Source organism: Desmonostoc vinosum, from assembly GCF_059505385.1.
Window position 1 is genome coordinate 1 of the sequence record NZ_JCACKM010000062.1, and the last position, 18,688, is coordinate 18,688.

Here is an 18,688-nt window from a genome sequence, read left to right on the forward strand (position 1 = left end):
AGTCCTCGATAGCGTTAGCGGTAGCGAGGTACGAGCGTCGCGTCATTACGAATTATTGGTTCTTCATTACTTGTTATGCTAAAAACGTCTATAAATTAGCTCATATCCCTTGCTGGGCAAGAAAGACAGCTTTTAATTTTGACGGTTTAGCTTTTGGGAGAAAATCTAGGTTGTAACTGCCTGAAACCCTTGATTTTTAAGGCAAATTCCTAATTCGAGTTTAAACTTTAGCATAACACCTACGGAAGAGCCGAATTATTTAACTCCTGCCATTAAAATCCCATGTTTAGGACTAAATAATAATGCTAACAAAAATAATCCCGATACAACTAAAACGATCGCCGGGCCAGAAGGCAAATTATAAAAGTAACTGAGATACATACCGCTAATACTAGAAAAAACCCCAATTGCTGCACCCAAAATCATTACTTGATGCAGGCGTTTTACTAATAGGTAAGCGGTTGCTCCCGGTGTAATTAACAGTGATAATACTAAAATTACGCCTACAGCTTTCATGCTAGCGACAATTGTTAAAGCAATGAGCAGCATCAATCCAAAATTTAATCGATTGACTGGTAAACCTGCGGCTTGAGCGCCTAAAGGGTCAAAAGTGTAAAATAAAAGTTCTTTATATAGTAAAACAACAACTATTAAAACAACAGCAGCAATAATCGCAGTGTCACGGACTTCATCAACAGTAACACCAAGAATGTTACCAAATAAAAAGTGATTGAGGTCGATTTTATTATCTTTTTGAATAACAGTAATTAGGGTAATACCGAGAGCAAAAAATGCCGAAAAAACTATACCCATTGCCGCATCTTCCTTAATAGGCGATCGCGTCCTAATCCAGGCGATCGCCATTGTACTCAAGACACCTGCAATAAATGCTCCAACAAATATATTTCCTCCCACCATAAAAGCGATCGCCAATCCTGGTAAAACCGAATGACTGATCGCATCGCCCAGTAGTGCTAATCGTTGTACCATCAAATAGCTACCGACAACAGCACACAACAATCCAACCAAAATCGCAATCACGAGCGATCGCTGCATAAAACCGTACTGTAACGGCTCAATTAAAGCTTGTAGCATAGTTTGTCATTTGTCATTTGTCATTTGTTATTCTCCCCGTCCCCATTCCCCAACTAAGCTAAAAAACATCTAAATTACATAATCAAATTAAATAAAACTCTTGTGGTGTGGGCATCTTGCCCGCCCTAATTATGCAAGTTATATGTGGAACAGCTTAAGCCGCATCAGAAAAGTATGTGACTTTGCCACCATAAGCGCCATATAAGTTCTCTTGCGTGAGTACTTGCTGACGGGAACCTGTGGCGATTAATTCGCGATTTAATAAAATTAAGTTATCAAAATGGGTGATTGATTCCCCTAAATCGTGGTTGACTACTAAAACTATTTTGCCAGCGGCTGCAAGTTCGTGAAAAACTTCAAAAATGACTGTCTGAGTTTTTTGATCAATGCCTACTAAAGGTTCATCAAAGCAGAAGATTTCTGCTTGCTGTGTTAAGGCACGAGCTAAAAATACTCGCTGCTGTTGTCCTCCTGACAATTGTCCAATGGGGCGATCGCGATAGTCAATCATCCCAACTCTTTCTAAGGCCTCTTTTGCCACCTGACGGCTAACTGCTGAAAAGCTACGCAACCACCCTGTTTTCTTTACTCGTCCCATCATCACTACATCCCAGACTGTAGCGGGATAAGTCCAGTCGATTTGACTACGCTGTGGCACATAGGCTACTTTATCTAGTTGCTGCATTAAGGGTTGATTTTGATACAACACTGTACCACTACTGAGGGGAACCAAACCCAACATTGCTTTCATGAGCGTACTTTTGCCAGCACCATTGGGGCCAAAAATACCCGTCAATTTTCCTGCTTTGACTATACAGTTAACGTCTCTCAAGGCTTCTTGTGTACGGTAATGCACCCCCAAATGAGCAATATTGATTGCTGGTGTGGAAGTCATATCGATAGGTTTGATCATTTTTACAGACATCTCCCCTACATTTCCCTGAAATAGCCTAGATTTTGGGTTAATAGAGACATTTTTCATAACTCTGCTCAAATATTTATTTCTTGAGCTTACTATAAAAATGAGAGAAATATGAAAAAATCTATAATTGGAAGTAATACCCGAGATAAATGAAACTAATGCTTAATCAAGAAGCGGGGAGCAGGGGAGAACAATCACCCCTCATGGGTGAGGTTTCAACCAAGGGGGAAAGGGAAAAGGATCAGGAAAGCTTTCACCCACAAAGGGGGGCGATTGCCTCTGATCAAGAGGCAAGTAATCCTCACAGCAAAGTTGCTTTTAGCCTAGTTTCTAAGCTTTGTCTGGGGATGCTTTTGCCTTTTGCTATGTTTAGTTGTACCTCATTGGACTCCAATCCCAAAACTACCGGGGGAGATAGTAAGCCGCGAGTCGTTGCCACTAGTACCATCATTGCTGATTTAGCCCAAAAAGTTGGGGGTGATGAAATTCAGCTAACTGGAGTTCTCAAGCCAGGTACTGATCCGCATGTTTATGAACCAGTACCAGCAGACAGCAGGTTTTTGGAAGAAGCAGACTTGATTTTGTATAACGGTTACAACTTAGAACCAGGATTAATCAAGTTAATGAAAGCATCAGGAGGTAAGGCGCGTCAGTTAGCAGTAGGGGAAGTTGTTAAACCCTTGCAACTAGAGAAAGCCAAAGGCGAAATAGTTCCAGATCCGCACGTTTGGGGTAGTGCAGAGAATGCGATCGCCATGGTAAATAGCATTCGGGATGGTTTAATTGAGTTATCACCAGAAGATAGAGAAAAATTCACCCAAAAAGCAGCGCAACTTACCAAAGAATTAACACAGTTGCATAGTTGGATTAATCAGCAGATACAAACTATCCCCGCAGATAAACGCAAACTCGTGACAACGCACGATGCATTTCAGTATTATGGGCGTGATTATAAGATTGCGATCGCAGGTACTTTAATTGGCATTAGCACCGAAGAACAACCCAGCGCTCAAACAGTCAAACTATTGGTAGAGTCAATTAAAAAGATAGGTGTCCCCGCAATTTTTGCCGAAACGACAATTAACCCAGCTTTAATTAAAACCGTTGCCCAAGAAGCAGGTGTAAAATTAGCACCACAACAACTTTACTCAGATTCAATTGGTGCCAAAGGCAGTAACGGAGATTCCTACGTCAAAATGATGGAAGCTAATACCCGCAGCATCGTAGAAGCATTGGGGGGAAGATATACTCCATTTCAACTGAAAAAGTAAAAGGGACTAGGCATTGGGGTAGTGGTATTCAAACTAAAGTCAGAAATTATTTATAACCCGATCAACTAATCTCTAACTTAAGACGTGTAATTAGGAAGAATATCTTAAACTCTTTCTTCAGAAGGAATTATTAGAGTCTCTATTTTTTTAGAGTGATATTAGCAAAGGCAAAGTTTTTAACTTTAGAAAAAACTATGACTGATCAGAATTCAGAAAATCAAATTAAGCAACCAGTTAGTGAAGATCGGGATTCTCGCGAAAAACCAAACGTTAAAGAACAAGGCTTAACAGCAAATCCAGGCGATCGCATTGACGAGTCTCAATCAATCCAAGAAAAAGCTCAACAGGTTGCTGTTGATTCGCCAGATATTACAGGCGATCATATTACAGTTCCCACTTACTTTGTTGTTGATGAACCAAATGGTGAGAAAAAAGCACTCCACCACGTTAAAGATGCTGAAGAGATTTCCGATGTAATTCGTCAAGCACGAGTTGATGAAAATGGTAATCGTGTTTGGTGGTAGTTGTCAAATCATCATTGAATCTAACTAAAAAGGTATTGAGTTAAGAAACCTTTTTCACACACCAGGTTCGTAGTAAGTACAAAGCGTATTTAAGAAGAGGACTGAAGTCCTGACTACGAACTGAATAGAATTATTAGAAATAATGACATGAACAGTTGGTGTTTATGTCATTATTTTTGTTATGAGCAATTTTGAACAATCTTATCTTTAAAAGCCTTGCAAGCGTGTATTTTGGTAAGAGCGATCGCGCTTCCCAACGATAGCTGCTTTGGTAATGGCGATGCCTGTGGCGGGCTACGCCTACGCAACTTTATTGGTTACAAAAACCGCAACAAAAACAAATATTGCTCATTGTTCACGATAAAATCAGAATAAATTTTCAGTAATTTCTCTGAGAACAACTAGATAATTATTCATGAGAGTGATGTCTCTCGACAAGTTACTGCGCGTCTACGCACTTGTTGGATTCTTACTTCCCCCATACCTTTAGTTGAAATGCAAAATAAACAGTGGATTTCCTGGTGCTTTTTGCCAAACATCACTCGTTGTAGTTTAACTTTGTTGCTGAGTGTAGTTTTGCTATCTGATAGTGTGGGTGCAACACTGAGATATACACCATCGCAGATTGCACAACAACCAACAACAACACAAGATGCAACTAGCACCGCTGCAAAACGACTCTTTGAAGAGGGGTTAGAACTTTACAACCAAGGAACTGTAGAATCTCTGCGACAGGCAATCGAGAAATGGGAAGAAGCATTAAAGCTTTGGCGGGAAGTAGACAATAAAGCATGGGAAGCAGGTATACTTTTCAGAATCGGCAAAGTTTACGATGATTTGGGAGACAAGCAAAAAGCACTCTCATTTTACAGTCAGGCATTACCTATCTCTCGTGCAGTTAGTGACAGACGAGGGGAAGCCATTATCCTCAACAATATTGGTCTTGTCTACGATTCATTGGGAGACAAGCAAAAAGCACTCTCATTTTTCAATCAGGCATTACCTATCTCTCGTGCAGTCGGAAACAAGCGAGGGGAAGCCACTACCCTCAATAATATTGGTCTTGTCTACAACTCATTGGGAGACAAGCAAAAAGCACTCTCATTTTTCAATCAGACATTAACTATAGATCGTGCAACTAGTGACAGGCAAGGAGAAGCCACTACCCTCAACAATATTGGTAGTGTTTACTCAGATTTGGGAGATAAGCAAAAAGCACTCTCCTTTTACAATCAGGCATTACCCCTAAGACGTGCAACTAGTGACAGGCGAGGGGAAGCCGCCACCCTCGCTAATATTGGCAATGTCTACGATGATTTGGGAGACAAGCAAAAAGCACTCTCCTTTTATAATCAAGCATTACCAATATTGCGTGCAGTCGGTTATATAGAAGGCGAAGCCACTACCCTTAATAATATTGGTCTTGTCTACGATGATTTGGGAGACAAGCAAAAAGCACTCTCTTTTTACAATCAGGCATTAGCTATACATCGTACAGTCGGTAACAGAGCAGGTGAGGCCACTGTCCTCAACAATATTGGTCTTGTCTATGATTCATTGGCAGACAAGCAGAAGGCACTAACATTTTATAATCAAGCATTGCCCATATTTCGTGCAGTTGGTAACAAGGAAGGGGAAGCCAATACTCTCACCAATATTGGTGTTGTCTATTCCGATTTGGGAGACAAGCAAAAAGCACTCTCTTTTTACAATCAGGCATTACCCATATCTCGTGCAATTGGTGACAGACAAAGGGAATCCGAAACCCTTAATGGTATTGGCGCTGTCTATTCCGATTTGGGAGACAAGCAAAAAGCACTCTCTTTTTACAATCAAGCCCTATCTATAAAACGTGCAATTGTTGATAGGAAAGGAGAAGCTATTGCCCTCAGCGATATTGGCACTGTCTATTCCGATTTGGGAGATAAGCAAAAAGCACTCTCTTTTTACAATCAGGCATTACCTATATCGCGCGCAATTGGTTACAGGGCAGGAGAAGCCTCTATCCTCGTCAATATTGGCGCTGTCTATTCCGATTTGGGAGACAAGCAAAAAGCACTCTCTTTTTACAATCAGGCGTTACCCATATTGCGTGCAGTTGGTTACAGAGCAGCGCAAGCAAGTACCCTTTATAATATTGCCTTTACAGAACGCAACCGAGGCAACCTTCAACAAGCCCTCACCCAAGTTGAAGCAGCAATTAAAATTATTGAAGATTTACGCACTAAGATTGATAGCCAAGAGTTGCGTGCTTCTTACTTTGCATCAAAGCAAGACGTTTACAAATTCTACATCGACTTGCTGATGCAGTTGCACAAAAAAGACCCATCCAAAGGATACGACGCTTTAGCACTCCAAGCAAGCGATCGCTCTCGTGCCCGTAGTCTCATCGAACTATTAACAGAAGCTAACATCGATATCAAAAAAGATATTGACCCCAAACTCCTAGCAGAAGAACAACGTTTACAGTTACTAGTTGATGCCAAAGAAAAACAACTCTCGCAATTATCAACTCAAAAAGAACCACCTAACCAACTTGTTGCACAGACTAAACAACAGCTTGAAAACTTACTCAAACAACAGCAAGAACTAAAGGTAAAAATCCGCGCCACTAACCCTGAGTATGCAAACCTAAAATATCCTCAACCTCTAACCTTGAGCGAAATTCAGCAACAACTTGATAAAAATACTTTACTGTTGCAATACTCCTTGGGTGAAGAACGCAGTTATCTATGGGTTGTCACACCCAATTCTCTTGATACCTACGAACTACCAAAACGTGAACAAATAGAAAAACTAGCCAAGAATTTATACAATAACTACTTACGAAATCCTGGGATGCAAGGAGTTTCCCCAGAAGAAACCGCCAAAGCTGCTGATGAACTCAGTAAACTCATCCTTGCACCTGTGGCTGACAAGTTGGAACAACAACGTATAGTAATTGTCGGTGATGATGCTTTGCAATACATTCCCTTTGCCGCGTTAACATCAGGAAAATCAGCAACTGGGTCAAATTATCAGCCCTTAGTAGTCAACCACGAAATAATCAGCTTGCCTTCTATCTCTACTATTGCCATTATCCGCCAACAACTCAAAACACGCGCCAAAGCCCCGAAAACTCTAGCCATCCTCGCTGACCCCGTATTTACTGCATCGGACGAACGAGTTACAGGCAAATCTACAAATACCAATAATGATCTCGATATAGAATTACAACAGTCTGCACTCAATCGGTCAGCAAGAAACATCAACCTTAGTCAAATTGAACGACTGAAAAACACCCGCACTGAGGCACAGGAAATACTCAAATTAATTCCTTCAGATAGACTGCAAGCATTTGACTTTGACGCTAACTACAATTGGGCAACCAATAAACAACTCAGTCAATACCGGATGTTGCATTTTGCCACCCATGGTTTTCTAGACAGCACCAACCCAGAGTTATCAGGAATTGTACTATCGCTGATAGATAAGCAAGGTAAACCGCAAAAAGGCTTTTTGCGACTTGCGGAAATCTTCAACCTCGACTTTCCCGCCGAGTTGGTCGTGTTGAGTGCTTGTGAAACTGGTTTGGGTAAGGAAGTTAAGGGAGAAGGATTAGTTGGGTTGACAAGAGGACTAATGTATGCAGGCGCGGCAAGAGTGGTAGTGTCTTTGTGGAATGTGAATGATGAGGCGACATCGTTGTTAATGAGGCAATTTTACAGCGAGATGTTGCAGCGTGGGTTATCTCCGGCGGCGGCTTTGAGGGCGGCACAACTCAAACTTTGGCAACAGGAACAGTGGCGCAATCCTTATTCTTGGGCGGGTTTTACCTTGCTTGGCGAATGGCAGTAATAGGTATGTATAGCAGTCGAAGTCCGTTCACTGAGCGAAGTCGAAGTCCGTTCACTACTCCTAAGCCTCTTGTTGCCGAAATTTACATAGAAGCGATCGCCTGTTTCTTCAACACATTTTCATTAAACAGATTATTTAGCATCCAAATATTGAAATTTACAAGAAGACGTTGCTTGAACCTTTGACATCAGAGTTTATAGCTTGAATAATGTTCTTAAGTAGAAATTCTAGCTAGTACAAACTGGTATTTGTGAAGCTTAGTTTATGTTTTTATTTAAGGTGAAATCTCGTTCAAAAAATAGCCAGCAATCTCAAGAATCCAAAGTTTTTTGGACTTTGAGTAAAACTTTGCTATTTACAGGATATTTAATTACTTTACCAATTTGTACTTTAATGTTATTAACCTTCTTGAATAACGCCAAAGCATTAACTTTTGGAGAAATATCGCAGCATTCTACATCAATCCCTTGGATAAGTGATCCTTCAGAATGTCAATACACTGGGAGAAATTGGCACAATCAAAAGTGTTGGGATAATCAACACAATCTCATGTTCTAAGTATATGAACTACCCAAACATACTTTTTAGAGGTTTGGGTGCAGAAACCCAAACCAATAGATCCAGATTTATAACGTTTCTCTATAGACAAATTAGGACAAAAATTTACCTAGTAGTTGCTACTAGGAACAAATCCTGTTTCTTCGAGCAACTGTCGTAGTTTTGCATAAGGAAATTTTGTGTTCTTGTTGTTATTTTTGTACATATCAGCAAAGAAGTTTTGCATCAGCACAATAATGCTACGGTATTTGACGATACTAACAACATAGAACTTATCTAAATCCATGACTCCATCAGCACATAACTGCTCAATATTGTCGAGTAATATAGACCCCACTTCAGAAGATTTTAAGTCTGCGTTGATGTCATATTTTTCCATTATCCTGCGTTTATCGTTCTCAGAACATAAATCATACAATGAGCGAATCAGATGACCAAGATTCCGCAAGACTTCTCCGTAGTCATAAAATGTATTCTGCTTAAAAAAAGAGTTTTCGTCTTTAGTTAACGTAAAACTTTTGTCAAGTACCAAACCAAAATCGGTCAAATATGTCTGCTTGCCGTCTGTGAGGATATTGTAAAAATGTGCGTCGAAGTGAATAATTCCCTTTGTCCTCAAAAAGGTAATTGTCGTGCGTAATTCATCTAGGAATTTCTGAAGTTTGTTGGGGTTTTCTTGTAGCCATGTTGTTAGAACATAAGGTATGTACTCTAAAAACAGAATTAATTCATAGTTGGCATTGGCTCTATCCAATACATAATTCCCGATACTCGTATTATTACCCCAATACTCCATAAAGCTTTTGTGATTTTCCATATCAATATCCCTACGCTGCCCAAAGAATGGGATAATTCGATAATGGTACATTAAAGGAAATGAGGCGATCGCTCCTTCTAATACCCAGTTAGTGGTCTTGATGTGTGTCACAAGTTCCCGGAAGACACCTAAACCAATAGAACCCACACCGTAATTAAAGTAAGTTGGTAAGTTATACAGATTTTTGGTAGAAAACAGGTTTTCATATTCGATATTCGTAACTGGAATGCGTTTGACAAAGACTTTGGATTGCCCAAGAACGATAGTGTAATTTCTCCCCGAACTTGAACTTGATGTACCCGACTCACTAAGCTAAAAAACATCTAAATTACATAATCAAATTAAATAAAACTCTTGTGGAGTGGGCATCTTGCCCGCTCTAACTATGCAAGTTATATGTGGAACAGTTTATCGTCCAACAAAGAATGCAATTGTGTATTATCTAACCCAGCAAGTTGTGAACTAAGCTTAAAGTACCTCTTGATTCTAAGTTCTAGATCGTTCTTAGACATTTTCTTGCGTTTAGATATACTCAAAAAGATGATAATACTATTGTAAATATCACTCAGATATGAATACTCAAACACACTCCAATTCTTCAGATGTTTACTCGATTTTGCATCAAACTCAACGCTTGCGAGTTAGTGATGGAAAGATTAAACCTGTTTTAGATGGTTGCTCAAATACTTCAAAATTGCTCGTACTTATTTGGTCGCAGTTGGGAGATTTTGATAATTTAGAATATGCTTGGTGGCTGCAAAGAGAAAAAAAAGAGATCGAAGCAAGAGAAATCACAATTCGTGCTATTGGAATTGGAAACCGCAATTCTGGGATCAAGTTTTGTGAATATACGGGATTTCCTCAAGAATGGTTGTTTGTGGATAGCAATGCTGAAATTCACGCTTTTTTAGGTCTTTATCGCGGTTTATCTATACAATTTCCCATGCTATCAACGTCACAGAAAGCATGGTTGAATTTAATACTAATGTGTGCTGGGATGGGTAGTCCTGGAACTCTGAAGGAAGTTTTTCGGGGTTATAAAGGTGATAAAAAAGCTCCTCAGTTAATTGCTGATGAGGAAGTTGTCAGGGATACACCTTTACCACCAATAAAAGGTTCGTTTTTCAAAGCTGCTGGAGGAAAAGGCTTTCAGCGTCCTTTTGAACTAGCAACCCTACGTCTGCGAAACATGACCGAAGTTTTGAGCAACTGGAATATTTATGTACCAGATTCATCTTATTTGACACAACGGGGAGGAACGTTTCTTTTTGATTCTCAAGGAAAATTAATTTACGAACATCGCGATCGCGGTATTCTTGGTTTTGCCGAAAATATGAGCAATCCCTTATCTTTTTCTTATAAGTAACTTGAGTTTATCCTTGCACTTGATTCACAAAGATTTCCACTTTAACAATATCATCATGAAATTACCCATTCTATTTAAAACCTTAACATTACTTAGTTTTTTCCTATCTACACCCTTGAGTATGATTGCTACCTTTCCGGGTATAGCAAGTATACTTAAGACTTCTACGAATACTGAACAACCAAAGCGGTTGAAATTAACTTTATCAGGACATACCGAACCTGTCCGTGCATTAACCCTTTCTCCCAGCGGTCAAGTTCTTGCTAGTGGTAGCGATGATCAAACAATCAAACTTTGGAATCCCACTACAGGTGCATTGCTTCACACTTTAACTGGACACCGCGATCGCATCAAATCAATAGTGATTACTCCAGATGATCAAACTCTAATTAGTAGCAGCTTTGATAACACTATCAAATTTTGGAATACGCAAACAGGAAAGGAAATTCGCACAATTACGGAAAAAACTGAGGTTAGAGCAATGTTATTGACCCTAGATGGACAAACTTTAATCAGTGGTAGCGGCGATCAAAGTATCAAATTTCGGAATCTTAAAACTCGAAAAATCGACCGGATACTGAGAGCAGAAACAACAGCACTTGCAGTTAGTCGTGACAGTAAAACCCTCTTTAGCGGGGGGGAAAATGGGGGGAAAATTCGGGTTTGGAGTCTGGTGACAGGTAAACAAATACGCAGCTTTACCCCACCACTACCCAACAAAGAAGACCTAATCAATGGCTCGGAGCAAGCATCAGCCCCAATTACGCTTGCTGTTAGTAATGATGGTAAAACGCTTCTCAGTGGTGGATATGACGATAGCTTTCAATCTGGTGGAGTCAGAAGCACAGATGGTAAAAGTTTCAAAGCTTGGGACTTGAAAACAGGAAAGCTAGTTCATAATTTTTCGTTGGGTACGAGTATTGATGCGTTAATTATAAGTCCCGATAGTAAAACATTTGTTACTGGTGGTTTAGGCAGAGAAATCATATTACGCGACATCAAAACAGGGAAATCAGTTATGGAACTTACCGGACATGCAGGTGGCATTTATGGACTTGTATTGAGTAGTGACGGGAAGACTTTATATAGCGGTAGCGGTGATAAATCTGTTAAAGTTTGGCAGATAAAACCGTAGTTTATCAATTTTTTCTCTATTACTCCTCAATCAGTTATTGAAATTTGTCTCAGTAGATAGAAGACGAACTCTAAAACAACAGGTAGCTTGTTGTAGAAAACCAAAAAGTTTGCCGTAACTATGGACAAGTTGGCTCAGCAAATAGAGATTGTGAAGCAGCAGATAGCCGAGCTGTACCAATATGCCCATTCACAACTTCTACAACATCATCCCCAAAGTGCCCTGATTCTTGAGGAAAACTGTGAGAAGCTCCGCACAACTTTAGCTGAACTCCAAGCAACGGAAGAAGCGCAGCGTCAGCGCGAAGAACATTATCGTATTATTTGTGACCTTACCTCAGACTATACTTACGTTTATCAGGTGGGAACCAACGGTACACTAGTACCTAAACTCATTAATGACGCCTTTACCCGGGTTTGTGGATACACTATTGAGGATGTCAGCGCTCGTGGTTGGCAAAGTCTAATTTACCGAGACGATGTGCCGTTTGTTCTACAACACGTAAGGCAACTGCTTTCAGGACAACCAGATGTATTTGAACACCGCATTATCACTAAGAGTGGTGAAGTGCGTTGGGTTCGCAATTATGCATATCCATTATTGAGTCAAGGTCATGAAAACGTGCTTTACGTCTATGGTGCTGCACAGGATATTACTGAACGCAAGCGAACAGAAGAAAGGCTAAGACTACTAGAGTCGGTAGTGGTTAATGCTCATGATGCCATTATAATTACCGAAGCTGAACCGATGGATGAACCCGGCCCCAGGATTCTTTACGTCAACGAAGCCTTTACTCGCATTACTGGTTACAGCGCTCAAGAGGTGCTAGGCAAAAATCCTCGTATACTCCAAGGGCCAAATACACAACGGGATGCGTTAAATAAAATTTGTTCAGCATTAAAGCGTTGGGAATCAGTAGAAGTTGAGTTAATTAATTATTGCCAGGATGGCTCACAGTTTTGGGCAGAACTCAGCATTGTCCCTGTGTCAGATGAAACAGGCTGGTATACCCACTGGATAGCTGTACAAAGAGATATTAGCGATCGCAAACAGGCAGAATTAGAACGAGCCGAATTATTAGAACGTGAGCAAGTAGCACGCACTCAAGCAGAGGAAGCAAATCGGGTCAAGGATGAGTTTTTAGCAGTCCTCTCTCACGAATTACGTTCACCACTCAACCCCATCTTAGGTTGGGCAAAACTCCTACAAAGCCGCAAGCTAGATGAAAAGAAAACCGCTGAAGCCATAGCAACTATTGAGCGTAATGCTAAATTACAGATTCAACTCATTGACGATTTATTAGATGTTTCTCGCATTTTACGCGGTAAATTGAGCCTAAATATTTCGCCAGTGAATTTAGTTTTCATCATTGAAGCAGCGATCGAGACAGTGCGTGTAGCTGCGATCGCTAAATCAATTCAAATTCAAACAGTATTCGATCAACCCAATCGCCAAGGTAAAGTCACCGTTGCTGGCGATCCTAACCGTCTCCAGCAGATTGTTTGGAATCTTCTCTCCAATGCCATCAAGTTTACTCCTGTTGGGGGTCGCGTGGAAGTAAAGTTAGAAAAGGTTGGAGAGATGGGACAAATTATAATCAGTGACACAGGCAAAGGCATTAGTACCGAGTTCCTACCCTACGTCTTTGATCGCTTTCGCCAAGCTGATGCCTCTACTACTCGGATGTATGGTGGATTGGGACTGGGATTAGCAATTGTGCGCTACTTAACAGAGTTACACGGAGGTACAGTCAACGCAACTAGCCCTGGTGAAGACCAAGGAGCAACTTTCGCGCTCATGCTACCACTACTGCACATCGAATCAGAGATCAACGAGGAAGATGAGTTAGTAGATAGCGAACCCGATCTCACACAAGTCCGTGTTTTAGTTGTAGAAGATACTACAGATTCCCGTGAATTCCTAGTATTTCTGCTTGAACAGTATGGAGCAATTACAGCATCTGCCGAATCCGCAGCAGAAGCATTTGAGGCAGTGCAACAATTCCGGCCAGATGTCATAGTTAGTGACATTGGGATGCCAATAGAAGATGGGTATAGCCTGATTCGGCGAGTCAGAAACCTCAAACCCGAACAAGGAGGAAATATACCTGCGATCGCCCTGACAGCATATGCCAAAAACGAAGACCGCGATCGAGCAATGGCAGCAGGTTTTCAGAAACATCTACCTAAACCCATACAACCAGAAGAGTTGACTGCTGCTATTGCTAGTTTGAAGGGAGTAGGGAGTGGGGAGTAGGGAGTGGGGAGTGGAGACGCGGGGACGCGGAGAAAGTTTCTCCCTCATCCCCCTCATCCCCCTCATCCCTCATCTTCATTTCATCGAATGGAAGCAAGATTTTTCAAAAATTATCGTAAACTAAACTCTATTCCCCACTCCCTACTCCCCACTCCCCGAAATTGAGGTGCTATGGCTAAACCTGTCATCCTAACAGTTGACGACGATCCTGAGGTTTTACAAGCTGTGACGCGGGATCTGCGGCAGAAATATGGAGAAAATTATCGGATCTTGCGTGCTGATTCTGGTGCTAGTGCTTTGGAAGCACTGGAACAAATTAAGCTACGCAACCAGCCTGTAGCGCTATTTTTAGCAGATCAAAGAATGCCGCAGATGTCTGGTGTTGAGTTTCTAGAACGGGCAATGAGTATATTTCCTGATACCAAACGTGCTTTGCTTACCGCTTACGCAGATACTGATGCAGCCATCCGCGCTATTAATACTACACGTATTGATTACTATTTAATGAAGCCTTGGGATCCCCCAGAAGAGCGATTATACCCAGTACTCAACGATTTACTTGATGATTGGCAAGCAACGTTCCACCCACCGTTTGCAGGTATTCGGGTGATTGGTAATCGTTGGTCTCCTCAGTCTCACCAAGTAAAAGATTTTCTAGCACGCAATCAAGTGCCTTATGAGTGGATGGATATTGAATTATCAACGGAGGCACAACAATTATTCCAATATGCTAAGTGTGATAGGTTGCAGTTACCCTTAGTAATTTTTCCTGATGGTTCCAATCTTGTACAGCCAAATAACATCCAAATTGCTGAAAAAATCGGGCTGCAAACGCAAGCAGAAAAACCTTTTTATGACTTAGTGATCGTGGGTGGTGGCCCGGCTGGTCTAGCGGCGGCGGTGTATGGCGCTTCCGAAGGTTTACGCACGGTGTTAATTGAACGTGAAGCCCCAGGCGGACAAGCTGGTACAAGCTCACGTATCGAAAACTACTTGGGTTTTCCCGTAGGTTTAAGTGGGGGAGATTTGGCGCGGCGTGCTGTAACTCAAGCTAGGCGTTTTGGTGTCGAAATTCTCACACCCCAAGAAGCTAAGGAAATTCGCGTAGCCGATCCATATAGATTTTTACAATTAGCTGATGGTAGCGAAATTAGCTGTCATACAATAATTCTCGCTTTGGGTGTAGCGTGGCGACGGTTGGATGTTCCAGGACTCGATCGCCTGACTGGTGCAGGAGTTTATTATGGTGCGGCCCAAACAGAAGCTTTAAGTTGCAAAGATGAAGATGTCTATATTGTCGGTGGAGCCAACTCAGCTGGACAAGCCGCAATGTACTTCTCGAAGTACGCTCGCCAAGTCACGATGTTGGTACGCGGCGAGTCTTTAACTATCAGTATGTCGCAATACTTAATTGACCAAATTGCCAATACACCAAATATTACAGTACAAAATTATACTAGTGTCGTCGAGGCTAAAGGCGAGACAAGTTTAGAAGCGATCGTTCTAGAAAATAAACTCACGGGCGAAAAGCAAACTGTTCCTGCTACTTCGCTATTTATTTTTATCGGTGCAGTTCCCAATACTGATTGGTTAGATGGCATAGTGCAAAGAGACGATCGCGGTTTCATTCTAACTGGCCCGGATTTACAACGTGATGGGCAGCGCATCAAGGGATGGACACTAGAACGTAGCCCTTATTTATTAGAAACCAATGTCCCTGGTATTTTTGCCGTCGGCGATGTGCGTCATAAGTCAGTGAAACGCGTCGCTTCTGGAGTGGGTGAAGGTTCAATCTGCGTTCAATTTGTGCATCAATACTTGAGCAAAGTTTTGTAGAATTTATGAAAAATGTAACACGTCGCCAATTTATTGCCACAGCCACCCTAGCAACTGGCTTCGCCTTGGCAGTACAACCGATTTCCGCTCAAGTCATTACCACCAACGCCAAAGGATTATTAGCTGGTGCTGTGAATATTCCTGTCAAAGATGGCGAAATTCCAGCCTATAGAGCGCAACCCGCCAAGGGGAAAAATTTGCCGATTGTGCTAGTAATTCAGGAAATCTTTGGTGTACATGAGCATATCCAGGATGTTTGCCGTCGCTTTGCTAAATTGGGATATTTAGCGATCGCTCCCCAATTATTCGTGCGTCAAGGCGATGTCCTCAAGTTAAGTAGCATAGACGAAATCCGCCAAATAGTCGCCAAAGTCCCAGATGCTCAGGTGTTATCTGATCTGGATGCAACAGTCAACTGGGCTGTGAAATCAGCTAAAGGTAATGCTGAACAGTTAGCAATTACTGGCTTCTGCTGGGGTGGTCGCATTACCTGGTTATATGCTGCTCATAATCCCAACGTCAAAGCCGGTGTAGCTTGGTATGGGCGACTAGTGGGGGATGTTACAGAACTGACACCCAAATATCCCGTTGATATTGCGTCTAACCTCAAAGTACCAATTCTCGGACTTTACGGTGGTAAAGATACAGGCATTCCTCTAGATACAGTAGAGCAAATGCGCGATCGCCTGAAATCCAGCAACAGCAAGTCTGAAATTATCGTCTATCCTGATGCACCTCACGCCTTTTTCGCCGATTATCGTCCTTCCTACCGTGAAAAAGAAGCTAAAGACGGCTGGAAACGCCTTCAACAATGGTTTAAAAATAATTTGTAATATCATGTCTGGTTAAAGACTTATTAAGAGCATCAATTCAAATTCAGTGAGGCTAATAGACAGCGATCGCCATCACACGCTTGTGCTATTCGAGGTAGTCTGGAATTTCTAATTGTCAAAATAGAATGTAGCCAATACTTGTGAAGTAGCCTGATGTCTCTCCAAGAAATTAAAGAGCAAGCTTTCAAACTATCGGTCAATGTATCGTCTTGCGCTCCTTAGTGCAATTATTGACTCTCTACAAAACACACTTAGTTCTCAACCCAATCGAAAAGTCTTAATTAAGCAAATGCGGGGTTTACTGAAAACAGACCAACCTTCACCCACAGATGCTCAGGTTGAAGAAATGTTGCAAGAAAGGCGAGTGGAGAAATATTTACAGTGATTTTAAATCTGCCTTGAGGCGAGAACGTAATACTGTTTGACTTTCGTAGAGAAATAGACCTCTTGCAAAAGTCCTTCTTTGCGTTCTCTTCTCTGCGTCTGGGGCGCCTCTGCGTGTTAGCGTTCGCGAAGCGTCTCGTAGAGAAGCGGGGCGTAGCCCAACAAAAAAATATTTATGCAAGAGGTCTAATCTAAAAAGGCTAATTGCGTAAAAATCAGAATGGCGGCAAAAGCAATACCTAAAATCGCTACAACAAGACGCAGCTTGTAGCGAGTCAGTTGCAACCAGGCTAAAAGGACTCTTCCCAAAAAATCATGTATACTTTTGAACTGGGAACTAGTGACTAGGGACTGGGGACTAAGGACTAGGTACTAGGAACTGGATACTAAAAGAGAATTCTGGAAATTCCTAATACTTTTCCTGTCGGAGACGCTACACGTAGCAAGATCCAGCAGGGTGCGATTTCGCTCAGCACAAGTTCCCAATTCCCAATTCCTAATCCCTTTTACCTGTATCTAGTTTGCAATAATGAAGCAATTGCTTGCCGACAGTATTTTCCTCAACAAAGTCATGAGAAATGCTACATGGCTGCTAGGAGGGCGAGTAACAACCGGATTGACTAGCTTAATTTATTTAAGTGTAGTTACTCATCACCTTGGTGTTACAGGCTTCGGTATGCTGATTCTCATTCAAACCTATATTCAAGTAATTGTAGATTTAACTACCTTTCAATCTTCTCAAGCGGTGATTCGTTACGGCGCTCTTTGTCTGGAACGAAAAAATCAAGCTGCTTTGCAGCAGCTTTTGAAGTTTACTAGCCTACTTGATTTGGTAGGGGTGTTAGTTGGTTTAGCGATCGCAATTACAATCGCTCCCTATCTAGGTTTATATATAGGATGGGATCAAGCGATGGTTACTCAAGTACAGTGGTGTAGCTTGGTAATTCTTTTTACTAGCACAGCCACACCTAAAGGTTTATTACAGCTTTACAATCGTTTTGATTTGCTGGCCTTCCAAATTACTATTCCTACCTTTATTTCCTTGTTGGGAGCGATTATAGCAGTCATCCTGAATGCTCCGTTGTGGGGATATCTTCTAGTTTGGTTCATTGCTCAGGCATCTGGAGGATTAATATTGTTCTTTGTTGGTTGGCGAGAAGCCCGGAAACAAGGTTTGCTCAAGAAGATAGATGGGTCTTTAATGGACTTGCATCAAAACCATCCTGGCTTGTTGAAGTTTTCTATGGTGTCTAACTTCGATTCTTCTCTACCAACGGTAATGCGACAAGCCAGTCCCTTAGTAGTGGGAATTTTCGCTACTCCCACAGCCGCTGGACTGTTCCAGGTTAGCTATGAGTTGTCTACTCCACTGAAGGATCTAGCTCAGATTTTGACTCAATCTATCTATCCAGAATTAGCTCGCTTAGAGAGTCAGGAAAAATGGCACTTGTTCAAGGTTTTATTGCTGAAATCAACTGCGATCGCTATCAGCATTGGTGTAATAATTTTTATCATTAGCCTGTGCTTGGGACGAATCATCCTCAAGTATGCTTTTGGCGAGGCATTTATTGCGGCCTATGGGATTTTAATCCTGTTAGTGTCAGCAGAAATCTTCACAATCGGAAATTGTGCCTTAGAACCTGCTTTTTATGCCATTGGTAAGCCTAGTTTTCCCTTCAAAGTAAATGCGATCGCAATTTTGGGAGTTTATTTACCGTTGTTGCTAGTTTTAACGAAATTTTTTGGCATTGTGGGTACAGGAATTGCCACCTTATCGTCCACAGCTTTAATATTAATCCTCAATAGTCTGCTAATTTGGCCTCAACTGCGTCGGAGATAATCACTACAGAAGTG

16 protein-coding genes are annotated in these 18,688 nt (G+C 41.5%); 12 read left to right on the top strand and 4 right to left on the bottom strand.

Features of this window, described 5'->3' with window-relative positions:
- Nucleotides 1–255: 255 nt before the first annotated feature.
- Together AC5JMF_RS10910 and AC5JMF_RS10915 are read right to left on the bottom strand one after the other, a co-directional pair.
- The gene (locus tag AC5JMF_RS10910; RefSeq protein ID WP_495795730.1) at nucleotides 256–1,095 is read right to left on the bottom strand and encodes a metal ABC transporter permease; all 840 of its coding nucleotides are present in this window, start codon (nucleotides 1,093–1,095) and stop codon (nucleotides 256–258) included.
- Between the two features lie 154 nt (nucleotides 1,096–1,249).
- Complete coding sequence (locus tag AC5JMF_RS10915; protein ID WP_495795761.1) at nucleotides 1,250–2,020, bottom strand: metal ABC transporter ATP-binding protein; 771 nt, start codon at nucleotides 2,018–2,020, stop codon at nucleotides 1,250–1,252.
- Between the two features lie 344 nt (nucleotides 2,021–2,364).
- On the opposite strand from AC5JMF_RS10915, the gene AC5JMF_RS10920 reads away from it, so the two are divergent.
- The 5 genes from AC5JMF_RS10920 (at nucleotide 2,365) to AC5JMF_RS10940 (ending at nucleotide 8,207) form a co-directional block, all read left to right on the top strand.
- Nucleotides 2,365–3,288 carry a metal ABC transporter substrate-binding protein gene (locus AC5JMF_RS10920; protein WP_495795762.1) on the top strand — a complete coding sequence of 308 codons (924 nt, stop codon included), beginning with the start codon at nucleotides 2,365–2,367 and terminating at the stop codon, nucleotides 3,286–3,288.
- 194 nt (nucleotides 3,289–3,482) lie between these two features.
- Entirely contained in the window at nucleotides 3,483–3,812 is a 330-nt protein-coding gene (locus AC5JMF_RS10925; protein ID WP_495795731.1) for a hypothetical protein, read from the top strand.
- 216 nt (nucleotides 3,813–4,028) lie between these two features.
- Nucleotides 4,029–4,187: a hypothetical protein gene (locus AC5JMF_RS10930; protein ID WP_495795732.1), complete on the top strand. Its 159-nt coding sequence runs from the start codon at nucleotides 4,029–4,031 to the stop codon at nucleotides 4,185–4,187.
- 120 nt (nucleotides 4,188–4,307) lie between these two features.
- Nucleotides 4,308–7,649, top strand: coding sequence for a CHAT domain-containing protein (locus AC5JMF_RS10935; protein WP_495795733.1), 3,342 nt, complete (start codon nucleotides 4,308–4,310; stop codon nucleotides 7,647–7,649).
- Nucleotides 7,650–7,913: 264 nt separating this feature from the next.
- Complete coding sequence (locus AC5JMF_RS10940; protein ID WP_495795734.1) at nucleotides 7,914–8,207, top strand: hypothetical protein; 294 nt, start codon at nucleotides 7,914–7,916, stop codon at nucleotides 8,205–8,207.
- Nucleotides 8,208–8,316: 109 nt separating this feature from the next.
- Here AC5JMF_RS10940 and AC5JMF_RS10945 read toward each other — a convergent pair whose 3' ends face one another.
- A complete protein-coding gene (locus AC5JMF_RS10945; protein WP_495795735.1) occupies nucleotides 8,317–9,135 on the bottom strand; it encodes a hypothetical protein in 819 nt (272 codons plus the stop codon).
- A 460-nt stretch (nucleotides 9,136–9,595) separates the two neighbouring features.
- Here AC5JMF_RS10945 and AC5JMF_RS10950 point away from each other — a divergent pair, with 460 nt between their 5' ends.
- The 6 genes from AC5JMF_RS10950 to AC5JMF_RS10975 all read left to right on the top strand — a co-directional run bounded on the left by AC5JMF_RS10950 (nucleotide 9,596) and on the right by AC5JMF_RS10975 (nucleotide 16,835).
- Nucleotides 9,596–10,390 (top strand): peroxiredoxin-like family protein, encoded by a 795-nt coding sequence (locus AC5JMF_RS10950; protein ID WP_495795736.1) that lies wholly within the window; start codon nucleotides 9,596–9,598, stop codon nucleotides 10,388–10,390.
- Between the two features lie 55 nt (nucleotides 10,391–10,445).
- Nucleotides 10,446–11,525 (top strand): WD40 repeat domain-containing protein, encoded by a 1,080-nt coding sequence (locus AC5JMF_RS10955; RefSeq protein ID WP_495795737.1) that lies wholly within the window; start codon nucleotides 10,446–10,448, stop codon nucleotides 11,523–11,525.
- A 120-nt stretch (nucleotides 11,526–11,645) separates the two neighbouring features.
- On the top strand, nucleotides 11,646–13,781 hold the full coding sequence (locus AC5JMF_RS10960) for a PAS domain-containing hybrid sensor histidine kinase/response regulator (RefSeq protein WP_495795738.1): 2,136 nt from the start codon (nucleotides 11,646–11,648) through the stop codon (nucleotides 13,779–13,781).
- A 171-nt stretch (nucleotides 13,782–13,952) separates the two neighbouring features.
- Nucleotides 13,953–15,617 carry an FAD-dependent oxidoreductase gene (locus AC5JMF_RS10965; protein ID WP_495795739.1) on the top strand — a complete coding sequence of 555 codons (1,665 nt, stop codon included), beginning with the start codon at nucleotides 13,953–13,955 and terminating at the stop codon, nucleotides 15,615–15,617.
- A gap of 5 nt (nucleotides 15,618–15,622) precedes the next feature.
- Nucleotides 15,623–16,450 carry a dienelactone hydrolase family protein gene (locus AC5JMF_RS10970; protein ID WP_495795740.1) on the top strand — a complete coding sequence of 276 codons (828 nt, stop codon included), beginning with the start codon at nucleotides 15,623–15,625 and terminating at the stop codon, nucleotides 16,448–16,450.
- A 199-nt stretch (nucleotides 16,451–16,649) separates the two neighbouring features.
- Nucleotides 16,650–16,835 carry a hypothetical protein gene (locus tag AC5JMF_RS10975; protein ID WP_495795741.1) on the top strand — a complete coding sequence of 62 codons (186 nt, stop codon included), beginning with the start codon at nucleotides 16,650–16,652 and terminating at the stop codon, nucleotides 16,833–16,835.
- 185 nt (nucleotides 16,836–17,020) lie between these two features.
- On the opposite strand, the gene AC5JMF_RS10980 is transcribed toward AC5JMF_RS10975, so the two are convergent.
- Entirely contained in the window at nucleotides 17,021–17,143 is a 123-nt protein-coding gene (locus tag AC5JMF_RS10980) for a hypothetical protein (protein WP_495795742.1), read from the bottom strand.
- A 220-nt stretch (nucleotides 17,144–17,363) separates the two neighbouring features.
- Between AC5JMF_RS10980 and AC5JMF_RS10985 the strand changes: the two genes are divergently transcribed.
- Nucleotides 17,364–18,674, top strand: a complete 1,311-nt coding sequence (locus AC5JMF_RS10985) for a lipopolysaccharide biosynthesis protein (protein ID WP_495795743.1) — start codon at nucleotides 17,364–17,366, stop codon at nucleotides 18,672–18,674.
- The last annotated feature ends 14 nt before the right edge of the window (nucleotides 18,675–18,688 follow it).

Bases quoted from the DNA above. Each gene is read 5' to 3' on its own strand.
- AC5JMF_RS10910 (WP_495795730.1), bottom strand. From the start codon at position 1,095: ATGCTACAAGCTTTAATTGAGCCGTTACAGTACGGTTTTATGCAGCGA.
- AC5JMF_RS10915 (WP_495795761.1), bottom strand. From the start codon at position 2,020: ATGTCTGTAAAAATGATCAAACCTATCGATATGACTTCCACACCAGCA.
- AC5JMF_RS10920 (WP_495795762.1), top strand. From the start codon at position 2,365: ATGCTTTTGCCTTTTGCTATGTTTAGTTGTACCTCATTGGACTCCAAT.
- AC5JMF_RS10925 (WP_495795731.1), top strand. From the start codon at position 3,483: ATGACTGATCAGAATTCAGAAAATCAAATTAAGCAACCAGTTAGTGAA.
- AC5JMF_RS10935 (WP_495795733.1), top strand. From the start codon at position 4,308: ATGCAAAATAAACAGTGGATTTCCTGGTGCTTTTTGCCAAACATCACT.
- AC5JMF_RS10940 (WP_495795734.1), top strand. From the start codon at position 7,914: ATGTTTTTATTTAAGGTGAAATCTCGTTCAAAAAATAGCCAGCAATCT.
- AC5JMF_RS10950 (WP_495795736.1), top strand. From the start codon at position 9,596: ATGAATACTCAAACACACTCCAATTCTTCAGATGTTTACTCGATTTTG.
- AC5JMF_RS10955 (WP_495795737.1), top strand. From the start codon at position 10,446: ATGAAATTACCCATTCTATTTAAAACCTTAACATTACTTAGTTTTTTC.
- AC5JMF_RS10960 (WP_495795738.1), top strand. From the start codon at position 11,646: ATGGACAAGTTGGCTCAGCAAATAGAGATTGTGAAGCAGCAGATAGCC.
- AC5JMF_RS10965 (WP_495795739.1), top strand. From the start codon at position 13,953: ATGGCTAAACCTGTCATCCTAACAGTTGACGACGATCCTGAGGTTTTA.
- AC5JMF_RS10970 (WP_495795740.1), top strand. From the start codon at position 15,623: ATGAAAAATGTAACACGTCGCCAATTTATTGCCACAGCCACCCTAGCA.
- AC5JMF_RS10975 (WP_495795741.1), top strand. From the start codon at position 16,650: ATGTATCGTCTTGCGCTCCTTAGTGCAATTATTGACTCTCTACAAAAC.
- AC5JMF_RS10985 (WP_495795743.1), top strand. From the start codon at position 17,364: ATGAAGCAATTGCTTGCCGACAGTATTTTCCTCAACAAAGTCATGAGA.